Annotated in this window: 22 protein-coding genes; 12 read left to right on the forward strand and 10 right to left on the reverse strand. The window is 51.4% G+C overall.

Annotation, left to right across the window (positions count from 1 at the left end; all coding sequences use genetic code 11):
- The 7 genes from mrdB (at position 1) to lipA (ending at position 7174) form a co-directional block, all read left to right on the forward strand.
- On the forward strand, positions 1–1113 hold the full coding sequence (mrdB, locus tag D5398_RS03145; RefSeq protein ID WP_120506287.1) for a peptidoglycan glycosyltransferase MrdB: 1113 nt from the start codon (positions 1–3) through the stop codon (positions 1111–1113).
- Positions 1114–1122: 9 nt separating this feature from the next.
- A complete protein-coding gene (gene rlpA, locus D5398_RS03150) occupies positions 1123–2271 on the forward strand; it encodes an endolytic peptidoglycan transglycosylase RlpA (RefSeq protein WP_120506288.1) in 1149 nt (382 codons plus the stop codon).
- Positions 2272–2443: 172 nt separating this feature from the next.
- Entirely contained in the window at positions 2444–3652 is a 1209-nt protein-coding gene (gene dacA, locus D5398_RS03155) for a D-alanyl-D-alanine carboxypeptidase DacA (RefSeq protein WP_120506289.1), read from the forward strand.
- A gap of 124 nt (positions 3653–3776) precedes the next feature.
- Positions 3777–4040: a DUF493 family protein YbeD gene (gene ybeD, locus D5398_RS03160; RefSeq protein ID WP_013576500.1), complete on the forward strand. Its 264-nt coding sequence runs from the start codon at positions 3777–3779 to the stop codon at positions 4038–4040.
- A 72-nt stretch (positions 4041–4112) separates the two neighbouring features.
- On the forward strand, positions 4113–4796 hold the full coding sequence (gene lipB / locus D5398_RS03165) for a lipoyl(octanoyl) transferase LipB (protein ID WP_120506290.1): 684 nt from the start codon (positions 4113–4115) through the stop codon (positions 4794–4796).
- A gap of 165 nt (positions 4797–4961) precedes the next feature.
- Positions 4962–5900, forward strand: a complete 939-nt coding sequence (locus D5398_RS03170) for a YbeF family transcriptional regulator (RefSeq protein ID WP_120506291.1) — start codon at positions 4962–4964, stop codon at positions 5898–5900.
- Between the two features lie 308 nt (positions 5901–6208).
- Complete coding sequence (gene lipA / locus D5398_RS03175; protein WP_095921145.1) at positions 6209–7174, forward strand: lipoyl synthase; 966 nt, start codon at positions 6209–6211, stop codon at positions 7172–7174.
- A 144-nt stretch (positions 7175–7318) separates the two neighbouring features.
- On the opposite strand, the gene tatE is transcribed toward lipA, so the two are convergent.
- Positions 7319–7525, reverse strand: a complete 207-nt coding sequence (gene tatE, locus D5398_RS03180; protein ID WP_120506292.1) for a twin-arginine translocase subunit TatE — start codon at positions 7523–7525, stop codon at positions 7319–7321.
- 257 nt (positions 7526–7782) lie between these two features.
- Here tatE and D5398_RS03185 point away from each other — a divergent pair, with 257 nt between their 5' ends.
- A complete protein-coding gene (locus D5398_RS03185; RefSeq protein ID WP_120506293.1) occupies positions 7783–8847 on the forward strand; it encodes a diguanylate cyclase in 1065 nt (354 codons plus the stop codon).
- Between the two features lie 33 nt (positions 8848–8880).
- Here D5398_RS03185 and D5398_RS03190 read toward each other — a convergent pair whose 3' ends face one another.
- From D5398_RS03190 to D5398_RS03210, 5 genes are all read right to left on the reverse strand, one after another.
- Entirely contained in the window at positions 8881–9678 is a 798-nt protein-coding gene (locus D5398_RS03190; RefSeq protein ID WP_120506294.1) for an amino acid ABC transporter ATP-binding protein, read from the reverse strand.
- The gene (locus D5398_RS03195) at positions 9675–10658 is read right to left on the reverse strand and encodes an amino acid ABC transporter permease (protein ID WP_120506295.1); all 984 of its coding nucleotides are present in this window, start codon (positions 10656–10658) and stop codon (positions 9675–9677) included. The genes D5398_RS03190 and D5398_RS03195 overlap by 4 nt, the downstream gene beginning before the upstream one ends.
- On the reverse strand, positions 10655–11563 hold the full coding sequence (locus D5398_RS03200; protein ID WP_120506296.1) for an ABC transporter substrate-binding protein: 909 nt from the start codon (positions 11561–11563) through the stop codon (positions 10655–10657). Before D5398_RS03200 ends, D5398_RS03195 begins: the two co-directional genes overlap by 4 nt.
- A 217-nt stretch (positions 11564–11780) precedes the next feature.
- Positions 11781–12575, reverse strand: a complete 795-nt coding sequence (locus D5398_RS03205; protein ID WP_120506297.1) for a deaminated glutathione amidase — start codon at positions 12573–12575, stop codon at positions 11781–11783.
- A 44-nt stretch (positions 12576–12619) separates the two neighbouring features.
- The gene (locus D5398_RS03210; RefSeq protein ID WP_120506673.1) at positions 12620–13576 is read right to left on the reverse strand and encodes a substrate-binding domain-containing protein; all 957 of its coding nucleotides are present in this window, start codon (positions 13574–13576) and stop codon (positions 12620–12622) included.
- Between the two features lie 210 nt (positions 13577–13786).
- On the opposite strand from D5398_RS03210, the gene D5398_RS03215 reads away from it, so the two are divergent.
- The gene (locus D5398_RS03215; protein ID WP_120506298.1) at positions 13787–15133 is read left to right on the forward strand and encodes an aminotransferase class I/II-fold pyridoxal phosphate-dependent enzyme; all 1347 of its coding nucleotides are present in this window, start codon (positions 13787–13789) and stop codon (positions 15131–15133) included.
- Between the two features lie 4 nt (positions 15134–15137).
- On the opposite strand, the gene D5398_RS03220 is transcribed toward D5398_RS03215, so the two are convergent.
- The gene (locus tag D5398_RS03220; protein ID WP_120506299.1) at positions 15138–15572 is read right to left on the reverse strand and encodes a GNAT family N-acetyltransferase; all 435 of its coding nucleotides are present in this window, start codon (positions 15570–15572) and stop codon (positions 15138–15140) included.
- A gap of 113 nt (positions 15573–15685) precedes the next feature.
- Between D5398_RS03220 and crcB the strand changes: the two genes are divergently transcribed.
- The 3 genes from crcB to D5398_RS03235 all read left to right on the forward strand — a co-directional run bounded on the left by crcB (position 15686) and on the right by D5398_RS03235 (position 18380).
- Complete coding sequence (crcB, locus tag D5398_RS03225) at positions 15686–16069, forward strand: fluoride efflux transporter CrcB (protein WP_120506300.1); 384 nt, start codon at positions 15686–15688, stop codon at positions 16067–16069.
- Between the two features lie 458 nt (positions 16070–16527).
- Positions 16528–17184 (forward strand): TetR family transcriptional regulator, encoded by a 657-nt coding sequence (locus D5398_RS03230; protein WP_120506301.1) that lies wholly within the window; start codon positions 16528–16530, stop codon positions 17182–17184.
- An 8-nt stretch (positions 17185–17192) separates the two neighbouring features.
- On the forward strand, positions 17193–18380 hold the full coding sequence (locus D5398_RS03235) for a multidrug effflux MFS transporter (protein ID WP_120506302.1): 1188 nt from the start codon (positions 17193–17195) through the stop codon (positions 18378–18380).
- A gap of 64 nt (positions 18381–18444) precedes the next feature.
- On the opposite strand, the gene cspE is transcribed toward D5398_RS03235, so the two are convergent.
- The 3 genes from cspE to D5398_RS03250 all read right to left on the reverse strand — a co-directional run bounded on the left by cspE (position 18445) and on the right by D5398_RS03250 (position 20939).
- On the reverse strand, positions 18445–18654 hold the full coding sequence (cspE, locus tag D5398_RS03240) for a transcription antiterminator/RNA stability regulator CspE (protein ID WP_009636912.1): 210 nt from the start codon (positions 18652–18654) through the stop codon (positions 18445–18447).
- Between the two features lie 177 nt (positions 18655–18831).
- Positions 18832–19593: a DUF2076 domain-containing protein gene (locus tag D5398_RS03245; protein WP_120506303.1), complete on the reverse strand. Its 762-nt coding sequence runs from the start codon at positions 19591–19593 to the stop codon at positions 18832–18834.
- Between the two features lie 215 nt (positions 19594–19808).
- The gene (locus tag D5398_RS03250) at positions 19809–20939 is read right to left on the reverse strand and encodes an ABC transporter substrate-binding protein (RefSeq protein WP_120506304.1); all 1131 of its coding nucleotides are present in this window, start codon (positions 20937–20939) and stop codon (positions 19809–19811) included.
- Between the last annotated feature and the right edge of the window lie 125 nt (positions 20940–21064).

Below are 21064 nucleotides of genomic sequence, written 5' to 3' on the forward strand. Positions count from 1 at the left end.
ATGACTGAGAACCAACAGAAAAGATCATTGTGGTCGAAAATGCATATCGACCTGACAATGTTGCTGATCGTACTTGCGCTGCTGACTTACAGTGCGTTTGTCATGTGGAGCGCCAGCGGTCAGGACATGGGCATGATGGAGCGTAAAATCGGGCAGATCCTGATGGGTCTGGTGATCATGCTGGTCATGGCGCAAATCCCGCCGCGCGTTTATGAAAGCTGGGCACCCTATCTCTATATCTTCTGCGTATTCCTGTTGGTGCTGGTGGATGCCTTCGGCAGTATCAGTAAAGGCGCGCAACGCTGGCTGGATCTGGGGATCATCAAATTTCAGCCATCGGAGCTGGCGAAAATCGCCGTACCTCTGATGGTCGCACGCTTTATCAACCGTGACGTTTGTCCGCCGTCGCTAAAAAATACCGCTATCGCCCTGGCGCTGATCTTTATTCCTACCCTGCTGGTGGCCGCGCAGCCCGATCTGGGCACCTCGATTCTGATCGCCGCCTCTGGTCTGTTTGTTCTGTTCCTGTCCGGCATGAGCTGGAAACTGATCGCCGTTGCCGCGATTCTGGTTGCCGCGTTTATCCCGATTTTGTGGTTCTTCCTGATGCACGATTATCAGCGTGACCGCGTGATGATGTTACTCGATCCGGAAAGCGATCCGCTGGGTGCGGGCTATCATATTATTCAGTCAAAAATCGCCATCGGTTCGGGTGGCCTTTCCGGCAAAGGCTGGCTGCACGGTACGCAATCGCAGCTGGAATTCCTGCCGGAACGACACACCGACTTTATCTTTGCTGTACTGGCTGAAGAACTTGGCCTGATAGGCGTGCTGGTACTGTTGGGCTTGTACCTGTGCCTCATCATGCGCGGACTGGTGATTGCCGCCAATGCGCAAACCACTTTCGGGCGCGTGATGTCCGGCGGACTGATGCTGATCCTGTTCGTTTATGTCTTTGTTAACATCGGCATGGTCAGTGGCATTGTCCCGGTAGTTGGGGTACCTTTGCCTCTGGTCAGCTATGGCGGGTCAGCACTTATCGTGTTAATGGCAGGGTTTGGTATCGTCATGTCGATACATACTCATCGAAAAATGTTGTCAAAAAATTTATAGAGGTGAGCAATGCGTAAGGAGTGGCTTGGAGCTGTCATTATCGGTTTGCTGTTAAGTGGCTGTGCCACTGACGATACCCAGCAACAACAACCGGCACCGCAACAAGCCTACAACGGCCCTGTGGTGGAAATCGGCGGGGCTGATCCGCGTTACGAACCTTATAATCAGGGCACGATGCAGGATTATACCGTTAACGGTAAGACCTATAAGATAATCAAAGACCCGTCCAATTTCTCCCAGGTCGGTCAGGCCGCCTGGTATGGCCAGGAAAATGGCGGCAATATGACTGCTATCGGTGAAGAATTCGACCCGACTGCCATGACTGCCGCTCATCCGACGCTGCCAATTCCCAGCTATGTTCGTGTCACTAATATGGCAACGGGCCGTATGCTGGTGGTACGTGTTAACGACCGTGGCCCTTACGTGCCTGGCAAAATCATTGATCTGTCACAGGCCGCAGCAGATCGCCTGAATCTGACCAACAGTACTAAAGTTCGTATCGATTTTATCAACGTGGCACAAGATGGCACTCTGTCTGGCCCGGGGACAATTGGTACAACAGTCGCGAAGCAATCTTACGCTCTGCCATCGCGCCCGAGTTTAGGTGCCAGCAGCATGGGCACGCCTACGCTCAGCGCTCAGCCGGTCGATACCTCCGATGTGCGCCCGATCAGCAACAGTACCCTGAGCAATCCGAATGCTGCGCCATTAACCAATGACGAAGATAACAGTGGTGCGGTAGCTTCAGCGCCAGCGGCGACCACTCAGTCTGGTAACAGCGGCGGCGGGTTTCTGAGCGCGCCTACGCCCCTGCGTCAGGGCGTGTTAGAAGGCAGCGAACCAGTAGCAGCACCGGTTGCTGTCGCCAGTGCCGCACCGGTAGCCGCTGCGGCCACTTCCGCAACACCTGCACATACTTCGGCAATCCCAACATCAGGCTATATGGTGCAGGTTGGCGCACTGAGCAATCCTCAGAACGCGCAGTTGTGGCAAAAAAGCCTCAGCCAGCGTTTCTCTGTACCGGGTAAAGTGCAGGCGAATGGCAGCACTTACCGCGTGCAGCTTGGCCCGTTCAGCACCCGCCAGCAGGCTGAACAGCTGAAGCAGCGACTGTCCAGTGAAGCCCAGCAGCAGTCCTTCGTCACTGCCAGTATGTAATTTTAAAATACGGGGCTGCGGCCCCGTTCTTATAAGTGCCCTTTCTTATAAGCACCCGCTCTTATAAGTAAAAGTCAGTAAGCGCCGGTAATCGAAGATGTCTGACTTATGACTCTTCTGCTATAGTGGCGCACGTTTATCACTTACTCCCACGGATGTTGTTGTCCCGATCATGAAACTTGTAAATACTTCACGTTTAGTCAAAAGCCTCGCATTTGGCACCGTAATCACTTTGAGTGCAGCGTCCGCCTATGCCGACGATGTTAATTTAAAAACAATGATCCCTGGCGTTCCGCAAATTGATGCTGAAGCCTATGTCCTGATCGACTACAACTCCGGTAAAGTTCTGGCAGAAATGAATGCCGACGCACGCCGCGACCCTGCCAGCCTGACAAAAATGATGACCAGTTATGTTATTGGTCAGTCCATCAAAGCCGGCAAAATCTCCCCGACGGATATCGTGACCGTAGGTCAGGACGCTTGGGCGACCGGCAATCCGGTGTTCAAAGGCTCTTCCCTGATGTTCCTCAAACCAGGCGATCGTGTGCCGGTTTCTGAGCTGAACCGCGGGATCATCCTGCAATCAGGTAACGACGCCTGTGTGGCGATGGCCGACCATGTTGCCGGCAGCCAGGACGCTTTCGTCGCTATCATGAACAACTACGTGAACGCACTGGGTCTGAAAAATACCCATTTCGGTACCGTACATGGCCTTGATGCAGCCGGTCAGTACAGCTCCGCCCGCGATATGGCGCTGATTGGTCAGGCGCTGATCCGTGATGTGCCGGAAGAGTACGCCACCTACAAAGAGAAAGAATTCACCTTCAATAATATCCGCCAGATGAACCGTAACGGTTTGCTGTGGGATAACAGCCTGAACGTGGATGGCATTAAAACGGGTCATACTGAATCAGCAGGTTATAACCTGGTGGCTTCCGCGACTGAAGGTCAGATGCGTCTGATCTCTGCCGTCATGGGCGGTCATACCTATAAAGGCCGTGAAGTTGAGAGTAAAAAGCTGCTGACCTGGGGCTTCCGCTTCTTCGAAACCGTTTCTCCGCTGAAAGCCGGTAAAGAATTTGCCTCTGAGCCAGTCTGGTTTGGTGATACCGACCGCGTTGCGCTGGGTGTCGAGAAAGATGCTTACCTGACTATTCCGCGTGGCCGCATGAAAGACCTGAAAGCCAGCTATGTTCTCAATACCCCTGAACTGCATGCTCCGTTGCAGAAAAATCAGGTGGTTGGCTCAATCAACTTCCAGCTTGATGGCAAAACGATTGATGAACGCCCACTGGTGGTGATGAACGAAGTGAAAGAAGGCGGCTTCTTCGGTCGCATCGTGGATTACATCAAACTGATGTTCCACCACTGGTTCGGCTAAGTTGCTGCTTGAAAAAGTTTGCAACAATCCCCATATAAACGGTATAGATTATGGCTCCCGCTACGGCGGGAGTTATACTTTTAGAGACAAAACTTAATACGTTGTACAACACGCTGGAGTGCACATGAAAACCAAACTGAACGAACTGCTCGAATTCCCTTGTCCCTTTACTTACAAAGTAATGGGCCTGGCACAACCCGAGCTGGTGGACCAGGTTGTGGAAGTCGTGCAACGCCATGCGCCTGGTGACTACAATCCTCAGGTAAAACCGAGCAGTAAAGGGAATTACCACTCCGTTTCTATTACGATCACGGCCACTCACATCGATCAGGTCGAAACCCTGTACGATGAGCTGGGTAATATCGAAATTGTCCGTATGGTGCTGTAAGCCCTTTCTGATCGATACGCGCGAAAGCCAAACTTCGCGCGTTTTCCCCTTCTCTGACTGACGATAACTGCCGTGCAACCACATAATCCGCAAGAACGTATCGTACTGCGCCAGCTTGGCCTGCAGCCTTATGAACCCGTTTCACTGGCCATGCACCATTTCACTGAACACCGTAACGCTGACTCACTGGATGAGATCTGGCTGGTTCAGCACCCGCGCGTTTTTACGCAAGGTCAGGCTGGCAAAGCTGAACACGTATTAATGCCCGGTGATATTCCGGTTATTCAGAGCGATCGCGGTGGTCAGGTGACATATCATGGACCCGGCCAGCAGGTGATGTACGTGATGGTTGATCTCAAAAGAAAAAAACTCGGCGTCCGTCAGCTGGTCACCGCTATCGAACAAACTGTGGTAGATACGCTGGCGCATTTTTCTATTGATGCCTATCCCCGTGCCGATGCGCCGGGTGTCTATGTTGATGGCAAAAAGATTTGCTCGCTCGGTCTGCGCATTCGTAAAGGCTGCTCGTTACATGGTCTGGCACTGAATATTGATATGGATCTGGAACCTTTCCATCGTATTAATCCCTGCGGATATGCCGGTCTCGAAATGACTCAGGCCAGTCTCGAAAAGCCAGGATTAACGGTTGATCAGGTCATGCCTGTTCTGGTGAAATCCTTTAACCATTGTCTCGATTACCAGCAGGTGGATTATCTGCCATGGCAGATTGAACACTACGCACCTCAGGTGCTGTGATTTTCCTTCCAGTTACCTGCAGATGGGTCACTTATTACAAGAGTTACGATTCATTTTATTATAATATCAGCACGTTACGTCTTCAGCATCTCATCGCTTACGGATAAGCGCACTCCCCGGCCCCTCACTTGCCGGGACAGTCTTTTACACTGTCAGGAATGTTATATGGATAATAAAGATAGCAGTGCCAGTTTAAATAAACTTCGCAATCTTGATCTCAATTTACTGACTATTTTTGAAGCGGTTTATCTCAATAAAGGCATTGTACACGCCGCAAACGCACTCAATCTGACGCCCTCTTCTGTCAGTCAGTCGATTCAAAAATTACGTAATATTTTTCCCGATCCGTTATTTATCCGCGACGGACAGGGGATCAGCCCGACGGCGTATGCCACCAATCTGCATAAACACATCAGTCAGGGGTTCAGTTCTATTCTCACCGGTCTGGATTTCACCAGCGATAATGATAAATCCCGCGTTCTGACCATCAGCTGCTACCCGTTTATCGCGCAAATTACCTTTCCGCTGATCCTTAGCGAACTCGAGAAAATTAACAGCCACTACATCCTGCAACATGTGCCGCTTACCGATGCGGAAGATACGCTGATTCAGCATCGTGCAGATCTGGTTATTGATATCAGCCCGCAATTTAACCGGTCAATAAATAGCATCCGGCTGATGTCGGATAAAACAGTGCTTGTTTGCCGGAAAAATCATCCACAGATCGACAAAACACTAAGCGCAGAACAGGCTGCAAGCCAGCAGTACGCCAGCGTCGTGACAACTGTGGGTGATTTAAAACGAATGCAGTTTGAGATAGGCGAAGCCCTGCCGGACCGGTTTGTTGCCTTCGCCAGTTTCAACGCGATCAATGTGCTTTCGATGGTCTCCGGTTCTGATTTACTGGCTGTCCTGCCGGAGAGAATGGTCGATATTTTCATGCCCGCCTTCCCGGTTCAAAAACTGCAATGTGATTTACCGGTACAGCCTTACGACATCCTGATGATGTATAACAAGTCAGCGAAAAACGACAAAACGCTCAGCAGGATTATTAATGTGATCGGTGAAGCCTTCTCCCGACAGGAAATTGCTTCGGCGTTGTAAATTTTCCATTTAGAAAAAATATTTACACATTGTTAACACCAGAGGTTCAGACCAAGCGCCTGATTGAAATTATTCTAATTTTCAATATGATGAATAGAAATTGGTTGCGAAATTTTCGCCCTTACATGGATTTCAGGTTAAAAAATTGCAGCATTTAGCACTTCCGGCCATGACGAAGGGCTGAACGAAGGGATGCTTCAATGATATAATTTCCGCATTATTTCTACTTTTTTTGATGAATCAGCCAGTTCATTGAATGTCCTGAAAAAACTCGGGTAACGAGTGACAAACCTGGAAGCTGCAAGATTATGAGTAAACCGATTCAGATGGAACGCGGCGTCAAATACCGCGATGCAGACAAGATGGCGTTAATCCCGGTGAAAACCGTGGTCAGTGACCGGCAGGAAATGTTACGTAAGCCGGCATGGATGAAAATCAAATTACCTGCCGACTCAACGAAAATTCAGGGCATTAAATCAGCGCTGCGCAAGAACGGCCTGCATTCTGTCTGTGAAGAGGCGGCTTGTCCTAACCTTTCCGAATGCTTCAACCATGGCACGGCGACCTTCATGATCCTCGGCGCTATTTGTACCCGTCGTTGCCCGTTCTGCGATGTGGCACATGGGCGTCCGACCGCACCAGACACCAACGAGCCGGAAAAACTGGCGCAAACCATCTCCGATATGGGCTTGCGTTATGTGGTTATCACTTCCGTTGACCGTGATGATCTGCGCGATGGCGGTGCCCAGCACTTTGCTGACTGCATTACGGCTATCCGTGCGAAAAACCCGACCATCAAAATCGAAACGCTGGTACCGGACTTCCGTGGCCGTATGGATCGCGCACTGGATATTCTCAACGCCAGCCCGCCGGATGTGTTTAACCACAATCTGGAAAACGTGCCGCGCGTCTACCGTCAGGTTCGCCCAGGTGCGAACTACGAATGGTCGCTGACATTGCTGCAACGCTTTAAAGAAGCGCACCCTGAAATCCCAACCAAGTCAGGTCTGATGGTGGGTCTTGGCGAAACGAACGAAGAAATCATCGAAGTGATGCGCGATCTGCGTCGCCACGGTGTAACCATGCTGACACTCGGCCAGTACCTGCAGCCAAGCCGTCACCATCTGCCGGTTCAGCGTTACGTGAGCCCGGAAGAGTTCGATCAGATGAAAGAAGCCGCGATGGAAATGGGCTTCACCCATGCGGCCTGCGGTCCGTTCGTGCGTTCTTCTTATCACGCCGATCTGCAAGCCAAGGGCTTAGAAGTTAAATAAAGTCAGACGTCGCGTTCAGGCGCTGCGATTTAACATTTTGTTACTTCTTATCGCAGAAAACAAAAAAGGTTGTTCGCAAGAACAACCTTTTTTACGTCTGGCTTTTCACGTAAGCAGAAACTAAAAGACTTTTGAAACGAATTCTCAGTCTTTATGTTCGACACGTTCAGCCGGTTTTTCTTCTGCTGTTTTTTCAGCAGCTGCCGGAGCCGGATCATCATTCATGGCTTTCTTAAAGCCACGCAGTGCTGCACCCAGGTCGCCGCCCAGAGAACGCAGTTTGCTGGTACCGAACAACAGGACGATCAGCACGCCGACCACCAACAATTTAGTAATACTTAGACCTTCCATACATACCTTCTTTACACTGAGTGCTGGAAAACAGCAGTGACAATTTGTCGCTATTAACGGCCATTCGCGACGTTAATACAACCCGAAAATGTAACAGAACGGATCCAGAACTGTGCGCATTATGACCATAGTGAGCTATTATGAGCGTGAATAGCATACGCATAAAGTACTTCTGTCTTTATTTGCAGCAAAACAACGTCTAATTTGATTTCGACCCGTTTTATCAACCCGGGTTTGCAAACCCTTAATGAGAACTGATGCCGAAAAAGCTTCATACGACTCTGGTTAACGATACTCATCATTCCGGACTGCGTTTTGCGAAACGGACTTACTTCCCCCGTATTGTCGGACTGGGCACAGGCAGTTTTTGTGTCGGCTCGGTAATGATTGAACATTCAACGCCTGGCTGGCTGTGGCTTTTGCTGTTTTTCAACAGTTTTATCTGGCCGCACCTTGCCTACTGGAAAGCAAAACAGTCGGCGACGCCATTTAAAAGTGAAATTAATAACCTGCAGATTGACACGATCTTCGGCGGCATCTGGATTGCCGTGATGGGATTCAACGCCCTGCCCTCTGCGACCATTTTCGCCATGATGGGTATGAATAATATCTCGGCAGGTGGCAAGACGTTATTCTTTCGCTGCGTTATCGCGCAAATTACCGTTGCGCTGACATTGCTGTGGGTAGCGAAACTTCCTTTCCTGCCCGAAACCACGCCGTTCCAGCTTTATCTTTGTTTACCCATGATCATGATTTACCCGATTTTCCTCGGTAATGTCACCTACCGGACATCACGAAAACTCGCCGAACACAAACAGGCGATTATGCAGATAAGCGTACGAGATGGTCTGACAGGGCTTTATAACCGCCGTCACTGGGAATCGCTACTGCAAACTGAGCTGGAGAGTTTCCGCCGTTACCGGCACAAAACCACGCTGGTGCTGATTGATATCGATCACTTCAAAAGCATCAACGATAACTACGGCCACAGCGTTGGCGATCAGGCCATTATTTTGCTGGCTCAGGAACTGCAACAAACCATGCGCACTGCGGATATTATCGGGCGTTTCGGCGGTGATGAATTTGCGGCAATTTTACCACACAGCACTAAACTTCAGGCTAAACGGGCGACAGAGCGGCTGCAAAGCCGCCTGGCTAACAGCCTGTTTCCGCATCATCCCGAATTACAGCTCCATATCAGCGCAGGAATAGCCGAATGCGATGATGCGCAGGATACCCCGACTCACTGGCTGAATGCCGCCGATAATGCTCTGTATATTGCGAAGAAAAACGGGCGAAACCGGGTCGAGATAGCCGATTAGACCGATCGCTTTCCCGGTTTCAGCCCGTAATTGTCAGATGAAACGGCTGAGGAAAGCCTGCGTGCGCGGATGCTGAGGATTCACTAACACCTCATCCGCCGCGCCCTGCTCCACCACCACCCCGCGATCCATAAACACCACACGATCAGCGGCTTCTTTCGCGAAACCGATTTCATGGGTGACCACAATCATTGTCAGCCCTTGCTGCGCCAGATCCCGCATGGTGGCTAATACTTCGCCCACCAGCTCAGGATCCAGTGCGGAAGTCGGCTCATCAAACAACATCAGCTTCGGTTTCACCGCCAGCGCCCGGGCAATCGCCACGCGCTGTTGTTGTCCGCCGGAAAGATGGCGCGGATACGCATCGGCTTTATCGCTCAGACCCACTTTTTGCAGCAACTCGCGGGCATATTTCTCTGCGTCATGTCGGCTTTCTTTATGCACGCCAACTGGGGCTTCGATAATGTTTTGCAGCACGGTCATGTGCGGATAAAGATTGAATTGCTGAAACACCATACCGATATCCCGGCGCTGACGCGCAATGGCCCGTTCAGACAATTTATGCAAACGGTCACCACGCATCTCGTAACCAATCTGCTCACCGCCCACCATAATCGAGCCACGATCAATATCTTCCAGATGATTAATACAGCGCAAGAAGGTTGATTTACCCGAGCCTGATGGCCCGAGGATCACCACCACTTCACTCGATTTCACATCCAGATCAATGCCTTTCAACACTTCATTATCACCGTAACTTTTATGCACGTTACGTGCAGTCACCAGTGATGCCGGTTCGGATGGCTGAGTGCCGGAGGGTATTTGACTCATAAGTCCTCCCTGCGGGCCAGGCCCGGCGAGTTAATGATCGGCGCGGCTTTTTCTTCCGCATTGGTCTGACGTCGTTTTACGTTAGTCAGCGTCCGGCGCGTGCCGCGGGAATAATAGCGTTCAATCGCGGACTGCCCGAGGTTGAGCAATGAGGTAATAAACAGATACCAGATCACCGCCACCATCAGTATGGGCACCACTTCAAAGGTACGGTTGTAGATGGTTTGCACCGAATACAGTAAGTCACCCATGGCGATCACACTGACCAGTGACGTCGCTTTAATCATGCTGATAAGTTGATTACCCGTCGGCGGGATTATCGAACGCATCGCCTGCGGGATGATAATCCGACGCAGCGCGCGACCACGGCTCATGCCAAATGCCTGCGCGGTTTCGCCCTGACCGTTATCCACCGATAACAAACCGGCACGAATGATTTCCGCCATATACGCCGCTTCATTCAGCGCCAGACCAGCAATCGCCGCCGTCAGTGGTGTGATCAGATCATTGGTATTCCAGCTAAAATATTGCGGGCCAAACGGGATACCGATCACCACCCGTGGGAACAGCGTTGACATGTTGTACCAGAACAGCAATTGCACCAGCAGCGGCGTACCGCGGAAGAACCAGATATACAATCCTGCTAATCTTCGCAGCAACATGCTGTCAGACAAACGGGCAATCGCCAGCATCAGGCCGATGAAAACGCCGAGCACCATCGAGACCACGGTCAGGCCGAGCGTAACGCCCAGGCCTTTGATGACAGTCCCTTCCGTAAACCACTGCGCCACCACGTGCCATTCGAAATTGGGGTTGCGGGACACCGCCCAAATCACATCAGCGGCAATCAGCAGCACAACTATCCAGGCAATCCAGCGACCGTAGTTACGCGGTGCATGGGAAAACTCAACGTTACGTCGTGGATCCTGCGTATAGTCGTCCTTGACTGCTGGCTTTGAACTATACGTTTTATCAGTCATTTAGCCTGCGCCTTTGCCAGGTTGATCCCCGGTGCCGGAATCATATTACCTTCCAGACCCCATTTTTTCATGATGATGCCGTACGTACCGTTATCGAACAGTTTCTGATAACCAGCAAGGATCGCGTCACGTACCGGAGAATCTTTAGCAACAACGGTGCCCTGGAAGATATCGCCAAATCCGTTGGATTTACCGGTGCCGGTCAGTTCAAGCTGACCGTTGGCTTTTTCCACGAAGTACGTCAGCGGTGCCTGAGAAGAGAAGAATGCATCGGAACGGTTTGAGCGCACGGCCAGAATAGACGTCGGCTGGTCACTGAAAGATTGCACCGTCACTGCCGGTTTACCGTCTTTCACGCATACATCCGATTGCTTACGGATAACCTGTTCAGCTGACCCGCCGGCCATGACGGCGATGCGTTTACCGCAGGTATCATCAAGAGAATTGATTTTTTCCGGGTTGCCTTTACGCACGCCGAACACCACGTACTCTTTCACAAAATCGATGAAATCATTTTTCGCCTGCCGGTCGGGATAATCACCAATCGGGCCAATGCCCATCTGGTAACGGCCTGCCGCCATACCGCTTAGGATGCCAGATAAGCCACTCACGGAAGCATGTTGAATCTTTACGCCTAACACTTCGGCCAGTGCGTGCGCCAGATCTGCGCTTGCGCCATCCAGACCATTTGCGCCGGTGACAATTTCATACGGAGGGAAAGACCCGTTGTTAACCGACGTCATCACGCCTGACGTTTTAATATCCGCAGGCAATTTAGCGTGGATCGCCGGATCCATCGTCTGCGTCGGGATTGACACATTTTCAGCAGCAAAGGCATTCATGGAAGATACGGAAAGTAATGCAGCGGTCAGAACAGCAGCCTGACGTAATTTTTTTGCCATCATTATCTTATTTCCTCTGTCGAAAAAGTCGGTCTGTGAGTTTATGAATGTTGTGTATTTATAGTGAGCGCCTTCCATGGCGGATTTCCGGAGGCTTCTTTGAGAAGCTTTTTTTAAGACTTTTTATTTTACGTTTTCTATCAAATACAAACGCGTTCCCTGGTGAGGCGCGCGGTACAGCTTAAAAATCGTGGCCGCCGTTGAGGACCGGCAGCGAAAATCAGTCGTTACGTAATTGCGGTAGACCAAACCGGCGGTTTGCCAGCACCGGTAACACTTTGCGGGCATGTGCCAGACGATCTTTATCCAGTTCGGCAAACACCAGCGCCGGGGCTTCTGCTGCGCGAGCGATGGCCACACCCAGCGGGTCGACGACCATGCTGTTGCCGATATTGCGCTCGCCACACTCGCCCACCGCCACCATATAAGTGGTGTTTTCCAGTGCGCGCGCCGTGACCAGCACTTCCCAATGCATTTCTTTCAGCGGGCCTTTCACCCATGCGGCGGGCAGAACCAGTACGTCTGCTCCATCGAGTACCAGACGACGCGCCAGTTCCGGGAAACGCACGTCATAACAGGTCATCAGGCCGACGTTAAAACCGGCGACATTTACCAGCGGCGGCACTTCATCCCCGGCGGTGACATTTTTTGATTCCTGTGAAGAGAACGCATCATAAAGATGCAGTTTCTGATACTCAGAAATAATTTCGCCATTACGGATTGAAATCAGGACGTTATAGGCACGACCGTCCGGTGCGGGTGTGTGAACGCTCATCATGGTAGTCATCTGATTGCCACGACTGGCCGCCAGCAACTGGCTGACAAACGGGCCATCCAGCGGCTGTGCCGCTTTCAAAACCAGATCCGGATCAGTGATATCGCGCGCCAAAATACCTTCCGGTAATACCAGCAAATCCGCGCCTGCTTCCAGTGATTTCGCCATCAGCGAAAGACACGTTTCGACGTTCGCTTCCCATTCACGGGAAACGGCAAACTGACCTAATGCAACTTTCATTTTAACTCCCCTGTCACCTGATGATTCAGGCAAGTGGTTAGATCTCAGCGGACAAATTTCGGAAACAAATCCTGCGGAGTCAGACGTTTAGCCGTCAGTCCCTGCGCATGCAATTCATGAGCAAAATCGTCGATCATCTTTTCATTGGCTGCGTAACCGTTTGCATTCCAGTCCGCAGGTAAATCGACGACTGTGCGGCGTAAATCGTCCAGCAACCACGGCGTGGTATCGGCATATTTGGCACGCTTATCCATCCAGACCTGATAAGAGCGGTCAATGATGTCGCTCAGCGCCTGCGGCAGCCACGGATGTTCTTCCGCCAGCGAGGGTTTAATCGCCAGCAGGTGAATGCCAGGGATATAGCCGACGCGGTTAAAATAGGCCAGTTCGGCAGCACGGAAATCCGGCTGGAACTGACGAAAACCAGAGCCAGGCTTGAAGAAACCATCAGGCATGAAAGGCGTGAAAATTGCGTCCAGCCAGCCTTCCTGCAACAACTCCATCATCGGGCGTTCTTCCGGCACCGCTTCAATACGACCTTCACGGCCAAAACCGGCCAGCCGGTCCACAACCGGATGCGCTTCGGTCAGACGACCGACATACCAGTTCGCATCTTCAATGCCCACGCCTTCCAGCGCCAGTAATGTGCGGGTCCAGGTATTGCCGGAATCCTGCCAGCCGGTCAGACCGATACGCTTACCTGCCAGCTGTGAAAGTTCAGTCAGCGGACTGTCTTCACGGGTGATGATGCAGCGCTGACGGAAACCGCGCATCAGGAAATGCGGTATAGCCAGCAAATCGGATTCGCCCCGCGCACGCCCTTGTGCGTAGCGGCTGAAAGACACTTCGCCCGCATCGTATTTATCGCTGGTGCCCAGATTATCGACTAACGTACCCACCCGATCGATTTCAAGATTAAAGCCTTCCGGTTTGAGGTCACCTAACGCCAGCGGCGTAAAATAATCCCAGTCACGAACAGCCAGCCTGATGGTAATCGTCACATCCGTCCCCTTAAGTGTCAGCATGGTTGATATGCAGAAAAACAACTGTGCGTTTACAAACTTTCCGGCAAACACACCAAATTCTTTTACGAAGGAGACCATCTTCATCGCAATATGATTATTTTATCGCCTCCGTTGACTAAGTTTGATACTAATGGCATAAATTAATATGTACAATAGATTCTTTGTTACTGAACAAAAGGCGAGAAAATGGCAGAAAATCCCCTTGAAAAAACACTGGATGCACAATGGTTAGCGACCCAATTACAGGATCGTTCCATGCGGGGCATTGCGATTGAAACCGCAGCGTTGATTCGTTCCGGTGTGATTGAAATCGGGACGCACCTTCCCGCCGTTCGCGAACTGGCGCAGGCGCTGGGGGTCAGTCCGGCCACGGTATCCGCCGCGTGGGGGCAGCTGCGGCGTCAGAAAGTGATCGCCGGTCGCGGCCGCAACGGCGTCTGGGTGTGCGGGGACATGCTCTCGCCAAGACCGGCACGCTTTGAGAAAATCGGCAATTTTGGCGAACATATTATCGCGGATCTGGCGCTGTCTTCGCCGGATCCTGAATTACTGCCGAACCTGCTCGAAGCCATGCAACACGGTGTTGGCGCTGATAATCTCAACAGCTACCAGCGTGAGGCCATCGCGCCATCTTTACTTGAAGCGGCAAAACACGACTGGCCTTATGACGCACCGGCGTTTATGTCTGCGGACGGTGGTTTTGACGGGATGAATCTGACGCTGCAAACCTTGCTGATGCAGGGTTCGGTGGTAGCGATTGAAGATCCGACGGCCACCCGTTTGCTGGATATGCTGGACAATCTGGGCGCGCAGGTGCTCGCGGTGAAATGCGATGAGTTCGGTCCGCTGCCGGAATCTCTTGCTCAGGCTCTGCTAAAAAATCCCTCCGCGTTTATTTATCAGCCGCGCACACACTCACATTGTGGTCACGCCATCAATGCGGAACGTTATGCTGCTCTGGCGGAAATTCTCAGTCAGAGCAATACGCTGATCATTGAAGATGACGGCATCGGGCAATTGTCCTGTTATCCGCCAGTAAGTATGGGCAGCCGGTTGCCTGACCGGACGGTACATGTCCGTTCTTATTCCAAAGCCTATGGCCCGGATTTACGGCTGGCGGTTATTTCCGGTTCAAACGATTTAATCAAACAAATCAAATCATTTCGTAACTTTGGCGCCGGCTGGTCGAGCCGTATTTTGCAGGAAGCGCTGGCGTGGCTGATAAAAGATCCGAAAACGCAGGAAGGTATTTCGCATGCCAAAAACGTCTACGCGCAACGCCGCAAAGCCATGTCCGACGCCTTACGTATACGTGGAATTAACATTCCCGAGCGCGACGGCCTTGCAATGTGGATCCCGGTGCCCTCAGAGCAGTTCGCACTGGTGACGATGGCTGCGCGGGGTATAGCTGTTCTGCCCGGCGAACGCAGCCGCATCGGGCCGGGGCAGTTTATCCGCATCAGTACCAGTCAGGTGAAACCGGAGCAGGTGGATTTGATTGCCGATGCACTGGTTCTGGCAATGGGTGCCTGATTGCTCAGGATTTTTTCTGTAAATGCCTGAGCAAATATTTCGGCGACTCTTCGTATTGCGCCCGCGCGTAGAACTGGTGGGCGCGCACGCGGCGGGTGTGGCTGTGGACTTCCATACGGTCACAACCGCGTTCCGCCGCCAGACGTTCTGCTTCATCCAACAGTTTCTGGCCAATACCTGCGCCACGACACTGGTCGCTGACGCATAAATAGCTCACCCGGCAGAACTCTCCGGCCAGTGCGATCTGCGGAATATAGTGCAATGAGATAAAGCCCACCGCCTTGCCTTCTGCTTCAGCGACCAGCAGGCAACTGTCCGGGTTAGCGGCCATTTTCACCACACGTTCTGCTACGGCTTCCGGCGTATTGGGATAATCCAAATCGCCCAATAATTGCGCCAGAATTTGCGCATCTGAAACTACACCTTCTCTGATTAACATAGCGTTTTCCTGGTTACACACTGTTTCTGTATCGCGGCTACACAAGCCCTGTGACGCGAGGTAAACTTAGCGCCCGGCCCTTTCTGAATTTATCGCTTTTTTAAGGCATTCCTATGTTTAGCACCTTACTTGCAGTCTTTATTGGTGGTGGTATTGGCAGCGTGGTTCGCTGGTATGTCAGTCTTAAAATGAACGGGATGAGCCCGGTATTACCGGTGGGTACACTGACGGTAAATCTGGTCGGCGCCTTTATTATTGGCCTGGGTATCGCCCTTTTCGCCCGTCTGACTCATATCGATCCGGTCTGGAAACTGCTGATCACCACCGGTTTTTGCGGCGGCCTGACCACCTTCTCCACCTTCTCACTCGAAGTCGTCTACATGTTACAGGATGGTCGTTTTGGTGCCGCCCTGCTCAATATGGCGCTCAATCTTGCCGGTTCCCTGGCCATGACTTTATTGGCCTTCATGCTGGTCAGCTGGTTTAGCGCGCACTGATCCTATCTTTCGCGGATGCCTTTTTTATGACAAAAGGCATCTGCATGATAAATATGTGATACAGATTCTAATCCTCCGCCCTTTCTTAATGTTTCCTTCATCTTATGTGCAGATAATAGCCTCAGTTCACTCTGGTTTATTTTCGAGGTATGGCATGTTTTCTGTTCCAAAAACGTCTTCTGAGCTCCTGACAGTTGCCCTTTGTGTCCTGACTGTGGTTGCTTTTTTACAGGCATACTTTGCATAACCCTCTGTAATTTCAGCACGTCCCCCTTTTCCGTTAACGGCGCACTCTTCCTGATTGCGCCGTTTGCATTTCTGCGCCGGGCTTAATGACGCTGAAACGAAACGTCACTTTTCATTCCATTCATAATACAAATATTTACCTGTTCCTCCTTATTGCCTATACTTGAGAATGATCGTTCACAGTCAATGTCAGCAAAATTCTCAGGGAAAACATGCTTCACCCACAACAATGCACTAAAGACGCGCGCATCAGCGCACGACGCGACCAGATTATTGCCGCAGCACGCCTGTGTTTTCGCAAGCATGGTTTTCATGGTGCAGGCATGGCTGAAATCGCGAAAACTTCACTGCTCAGTGTGGGACAGATTTACCGCTATTTCGCCAATAAAGACGCCATTATCGAAGAAATTGTTCGCCGAATTGTCATGAAAAAAATCAGGCTGATGACAGGCAATGCCCACAACCTGCAACAGGTGGCGCACAATCTGGCACACCGCCGGATTGGCAATCTCAGCGCGCCGTATAAAGAAGAACTGTGCGCTGAACAAAAAGAACAGGCCGAAATTGACCACGCATTGATACTGGAAGTCGCCGCAGAAGCGACCCGCAATCCTGCCGTGGAAAAAATCTGGCGCGACTCTGAAAAACAGTTGTTTAACGAAGCAAAATCTCTGCTCAGTGCCACTTTCCCGCAATTTTCAGAGGCTGAAATGACGGCCAAGGTGGAAACTTTAGCCGTCATTTGTGAAGGCACCGCATTTCGTCGTATGACGACAGTTCACGCCGACGCAGAGCTTCTGGAAGCCATATACCATCGCTACTTCCAGAGCCTCTTCGAAACGGATTCAATCACCAGCAAACCGGATTAACCTTTACCATGAGCGCTCACCTGCAAGAAAAACGCCTCGGTTATGCCCTGGTGCTAGGCTCTCTCGCCGCACTGGGTCCCTTATGCACCGATTTATACCTTCCCGCACTGCCTGAAATGGCAGGCGATCTCAGTACCTCCACCGCCAGTGCGCAACTCAGCCTGACCGCCGGTTTACTCGGCCTCGGTTTCGGCCAGCTGCTGTTTGGCCCGCTGAGCGACCGCTATGGCCGTATGCGTCCTTTATTGTGGTCGCTGGCTTTATTGCTGGCCGCGTCGGTCTGGTGTGCCGTCGCGCAGGACATTGATCAGCTGATCGTCGCCCGTCTGTTGCAGGGGATCGCCGGTGCCGGTGGCGCAGTACTCTCCCGAGCCGTGGCCAGAGATTTGTATAACGGACATGAGTTAACGCGCTTTTTCGCTCTGCTGATGCTGGTCAACGGACTGGCGCCCATCATCGCGCCAGTGCTCGGCGGCGCATTACTCAACTGGGTGAACTGGCGGGGAATATTCGGCGTACTGGCGCTTATCGCCATCCTGTTATTCAGCTTTTCTTCCCTGAAGTTGCATGAAACGTTGTTGCCCGAACGGCGCGCCAGGGGCGGAATTCTGAGTATGCTGTTTTCGATTTTTGGTTTGCTAAAACACCGCCCGTTTATGGGGTTGTGTCTGACGCAGGGATTTATCATGGCAGGAATGTTTGCGTATATCGGCGCTTCACCGTTTGTACTGCAACAGATTTATCATCTCAGCCCGCAGATGTTCAGCCTGTGCTTTGCGATCAACGGCATCGGACTGGTGATTTCTGCACAGGTTTCTACCCGTCTGAGCCGTCGTTTTGGTGAACTGGCTCTGGTAAAAGCGGGATTATGCATTGCCGCCGTGGCGTCCGTAACGCTGGTGATCTCCGCCAGCCTTAACGCGCCGCTGGTGATGCTGCTGATCCCGCTGTTCTTCTCGGTAATGGTCATCGGGATTATCGGCCCGAATGCGGGGTCGCTCGCGATGCAAAGTCAGGGGAAGAACGCGGGGAGTGCATCGGCATTGCTGGGAGTTTGTATGTTTGCGCTTGGCGCGTTGGCGGTCCCTGTTACCGGTTTTGGCAGTCATCCGGCGCTGTCGATGGGACTGACCATTCTCGGCTGTTACGCGATTGCTATCCTGATGTTCGCGCTTTTGGTACGCAAACCCGCGTAATAATTTAACGAACGACAGGCAAAAAAAAACCCGCTTCGGCGGGTTTTTTAGAATTCGGCTAAAGTCAGATAGCGATAACGTTAGCAGCCGACGGGCCTTTGGCACCATTGGTGATTTCGAACTCTACGCGCTGGCCTTCAGCAAGGGTCTTGAAACCGTTGCTTGAAATAGCAGAGAAATGAACGAAAACATCTTTGCTGCCATCTTCAGGGGTAATGAAACCAAAACCTTTAGATTCATTGAACCACTTAACGCTACCTTTAATCTTAGACATCAAACTTACCTTTACGTGAATGTTGGACACAAAATGTGTGTCAAATACAGTACAGCAACAGATTTCACTTTTGTCCAGAATTCTGATGGCAATAAGCGATAAAGCTCTCACTCTTCGTTTTCTGTTGCAGTTTCCTTCTGCCAAAAAGGCGTTTAATAGCCTTATGACATCAAACAGTTAGAAAAACGAATCGTCGTCGTTGCTGTAATCATCTGAATCAAAACTGTCAGAACCGAACCCCAGATCCGAATTATCGTTGCGCAGTGAGGCATCTTCCCAGGAAGGCAGCCCGCTATCGAAGTTTTGATCGTTCCCGAAACCCTGATTGTTGTCGAGGAAACTGCTGTCAGCCGGATTGAGATCCTGCACTGGCGGCTCTTCGATAATATTGACGATTTCCTGCGGCTGGCTGTGATGGAACATGCCGGTCAGCATATCGGCCAGCACCACACCGCCCGCAACACCCGCCGCCGTTCGCAATGCGCTGCCTAAAAAACCGGGTTGCTGAGGCGCAGCCTGCGCCGGAGCCTGCTGTTGAGGTTGTGAAGCATATTGCTGTTGCTGAGGCTGATTTCCCCACGCCTGAGTGCCAGGGATCGGTTGACTGCCCTGTGACGTCTGACGTTGTGGCGCGGCCTGTGAGGAACCGCCGCCAAACAAACCGGCAAGAAAACCGCTGCTTTGCGGTTTGGCGGTTTGCGCCTGCTGTTGCAACTGCTCGTTCTGCTGTTGCAGTTCCTGCACCTGCGCATTGAGCTTGGTCAGCGCCGCTTCCTGAATAATCATCGCCTGCGCCATGTAATACGGGGCGGACGGCTGCTGACGAATATGGGCCTGAATCACACGCTCAGCTTCCGCATCACGCGGTGCTGTATTGGACTCAGCCTGTTGTAAGCGACTAAAAAGCCCGTCAATTAAACGCTGTTCTTCAGATTGCATAAATTCACCTTATTGATGTGTCGTACGACGCCATGAACGATGCCCGCCGGCGTTATGCAGATACAGTAATACAGTTATATTTTTGTATGAATTAACGGAGTGTCAACAAATGTGACGGAGGTAAAGTTCGTGCAGAAAGTACGCGGAGGGATTGAAAATCCGCCTGCGTGACCACAAGCGGAGTCATTAAACCTAAGGTGGACAAATGTCAGATGTTACTTTTTCGGCGTCCAGCCCAGGATGAATTCCTGATCCGGCAGGTTAGTGAAATTACGCACGATATCGTGATAGGTTTTCGCCGGATCTAAATCTTTGAACTGTTCCGGATAGATAAATTTCGCCAGATATTCCATACCGACAATGTTGTACGGGTGGTTGTAGAACTGATGATAAACGCCGTAAACATGTTTGTCACTGACCGCCGGGATCTGCGCAACGCCTGTACGGGAAAGCAGAACTTTAGTTTGTTTATCGACATCAGCTTCATTCGCGCCGTACCCAAACGGCAGAATGTGTGTCACGGAACCGGAAGCAGGACGCGCCGAACCGGTCATGATGTAAACGTCCGGTTTCATGCTGATAACCTGTTCCAGAGAAACAGTGCCTGATGCACCCGGCAACAGCTTAGAACCAATATTGTTGGCATCAACGGCCTGAATCAGCTTGCCCCAGCCTGCATTACCATGGGTAAAGCAGCAGGAATCGTCGCGTCCGGCAATCGGCTCAATGAAGACATTGGGTTTGGTTTTAATGGCCGAAACCACTTTCTGGATGTTCTGGAAATGCTCGTTATAAAACGCGGTATAAGCGCGGGCATTGTCTTCCTGATTCATCACTTTACCCAGCAGATCAATGCTCGGCGCCGTGTCTTTGGCCGGATCCAGTTCGTAATCCACGAACAGCACCGGAATATGCAGCGCAGCCAGTTTCTCCAGCACGCCAGCCTGTGCCAGCGAGTCTTTGGCACGCACCTGAGCAATCATCAGATCAGGTTTTTTAGCAATGACCGTTTCCAAATCCACCTGCCCTTTGTCGCTGAATCCCATATCGAGGATTTTCGCTGAATCAGGCCATTTGCTTTTCAGCATATCCCAGGTACCGCTGTCGGTTTTCTTCAGCAGGTTATTCCACGCCACCACATGCTGGAACGGATTGGCTTTATCCAGTACTGCCAGCGCCAGCAAATCACGCCCGTCCTGCAAAATCACACGCTGCGGTGCTTTATCAATAGTGACTTTTTGCCCGGCCATATCGGTCACGGTCACCGGATAGGTGGTAGCAAAAACTGAGGATGAGGCAGCCATCATACCTGCAACAGACAGCACGCGAGCGGTGTTCTTTAACATGTGATTACCCGAAGATGAGAATGAATAAGAAATGATTTTGATAATTGTTATCAAGTGAAGCCGAAATAATAAACAAGGAAGGATTGGCGGGGCAATGTTTTTAGAAAAATTTATGGCGGATAAAA

Source organism: Rahnella bruchi, assembly GCF_003614975.1.
Lineage (GTDB): Bacteria > Pseudomonadota > Gammaproteobacteria > Enterobacterales > Enterobacteriaceae > Rahnella > Rahnella bruchi.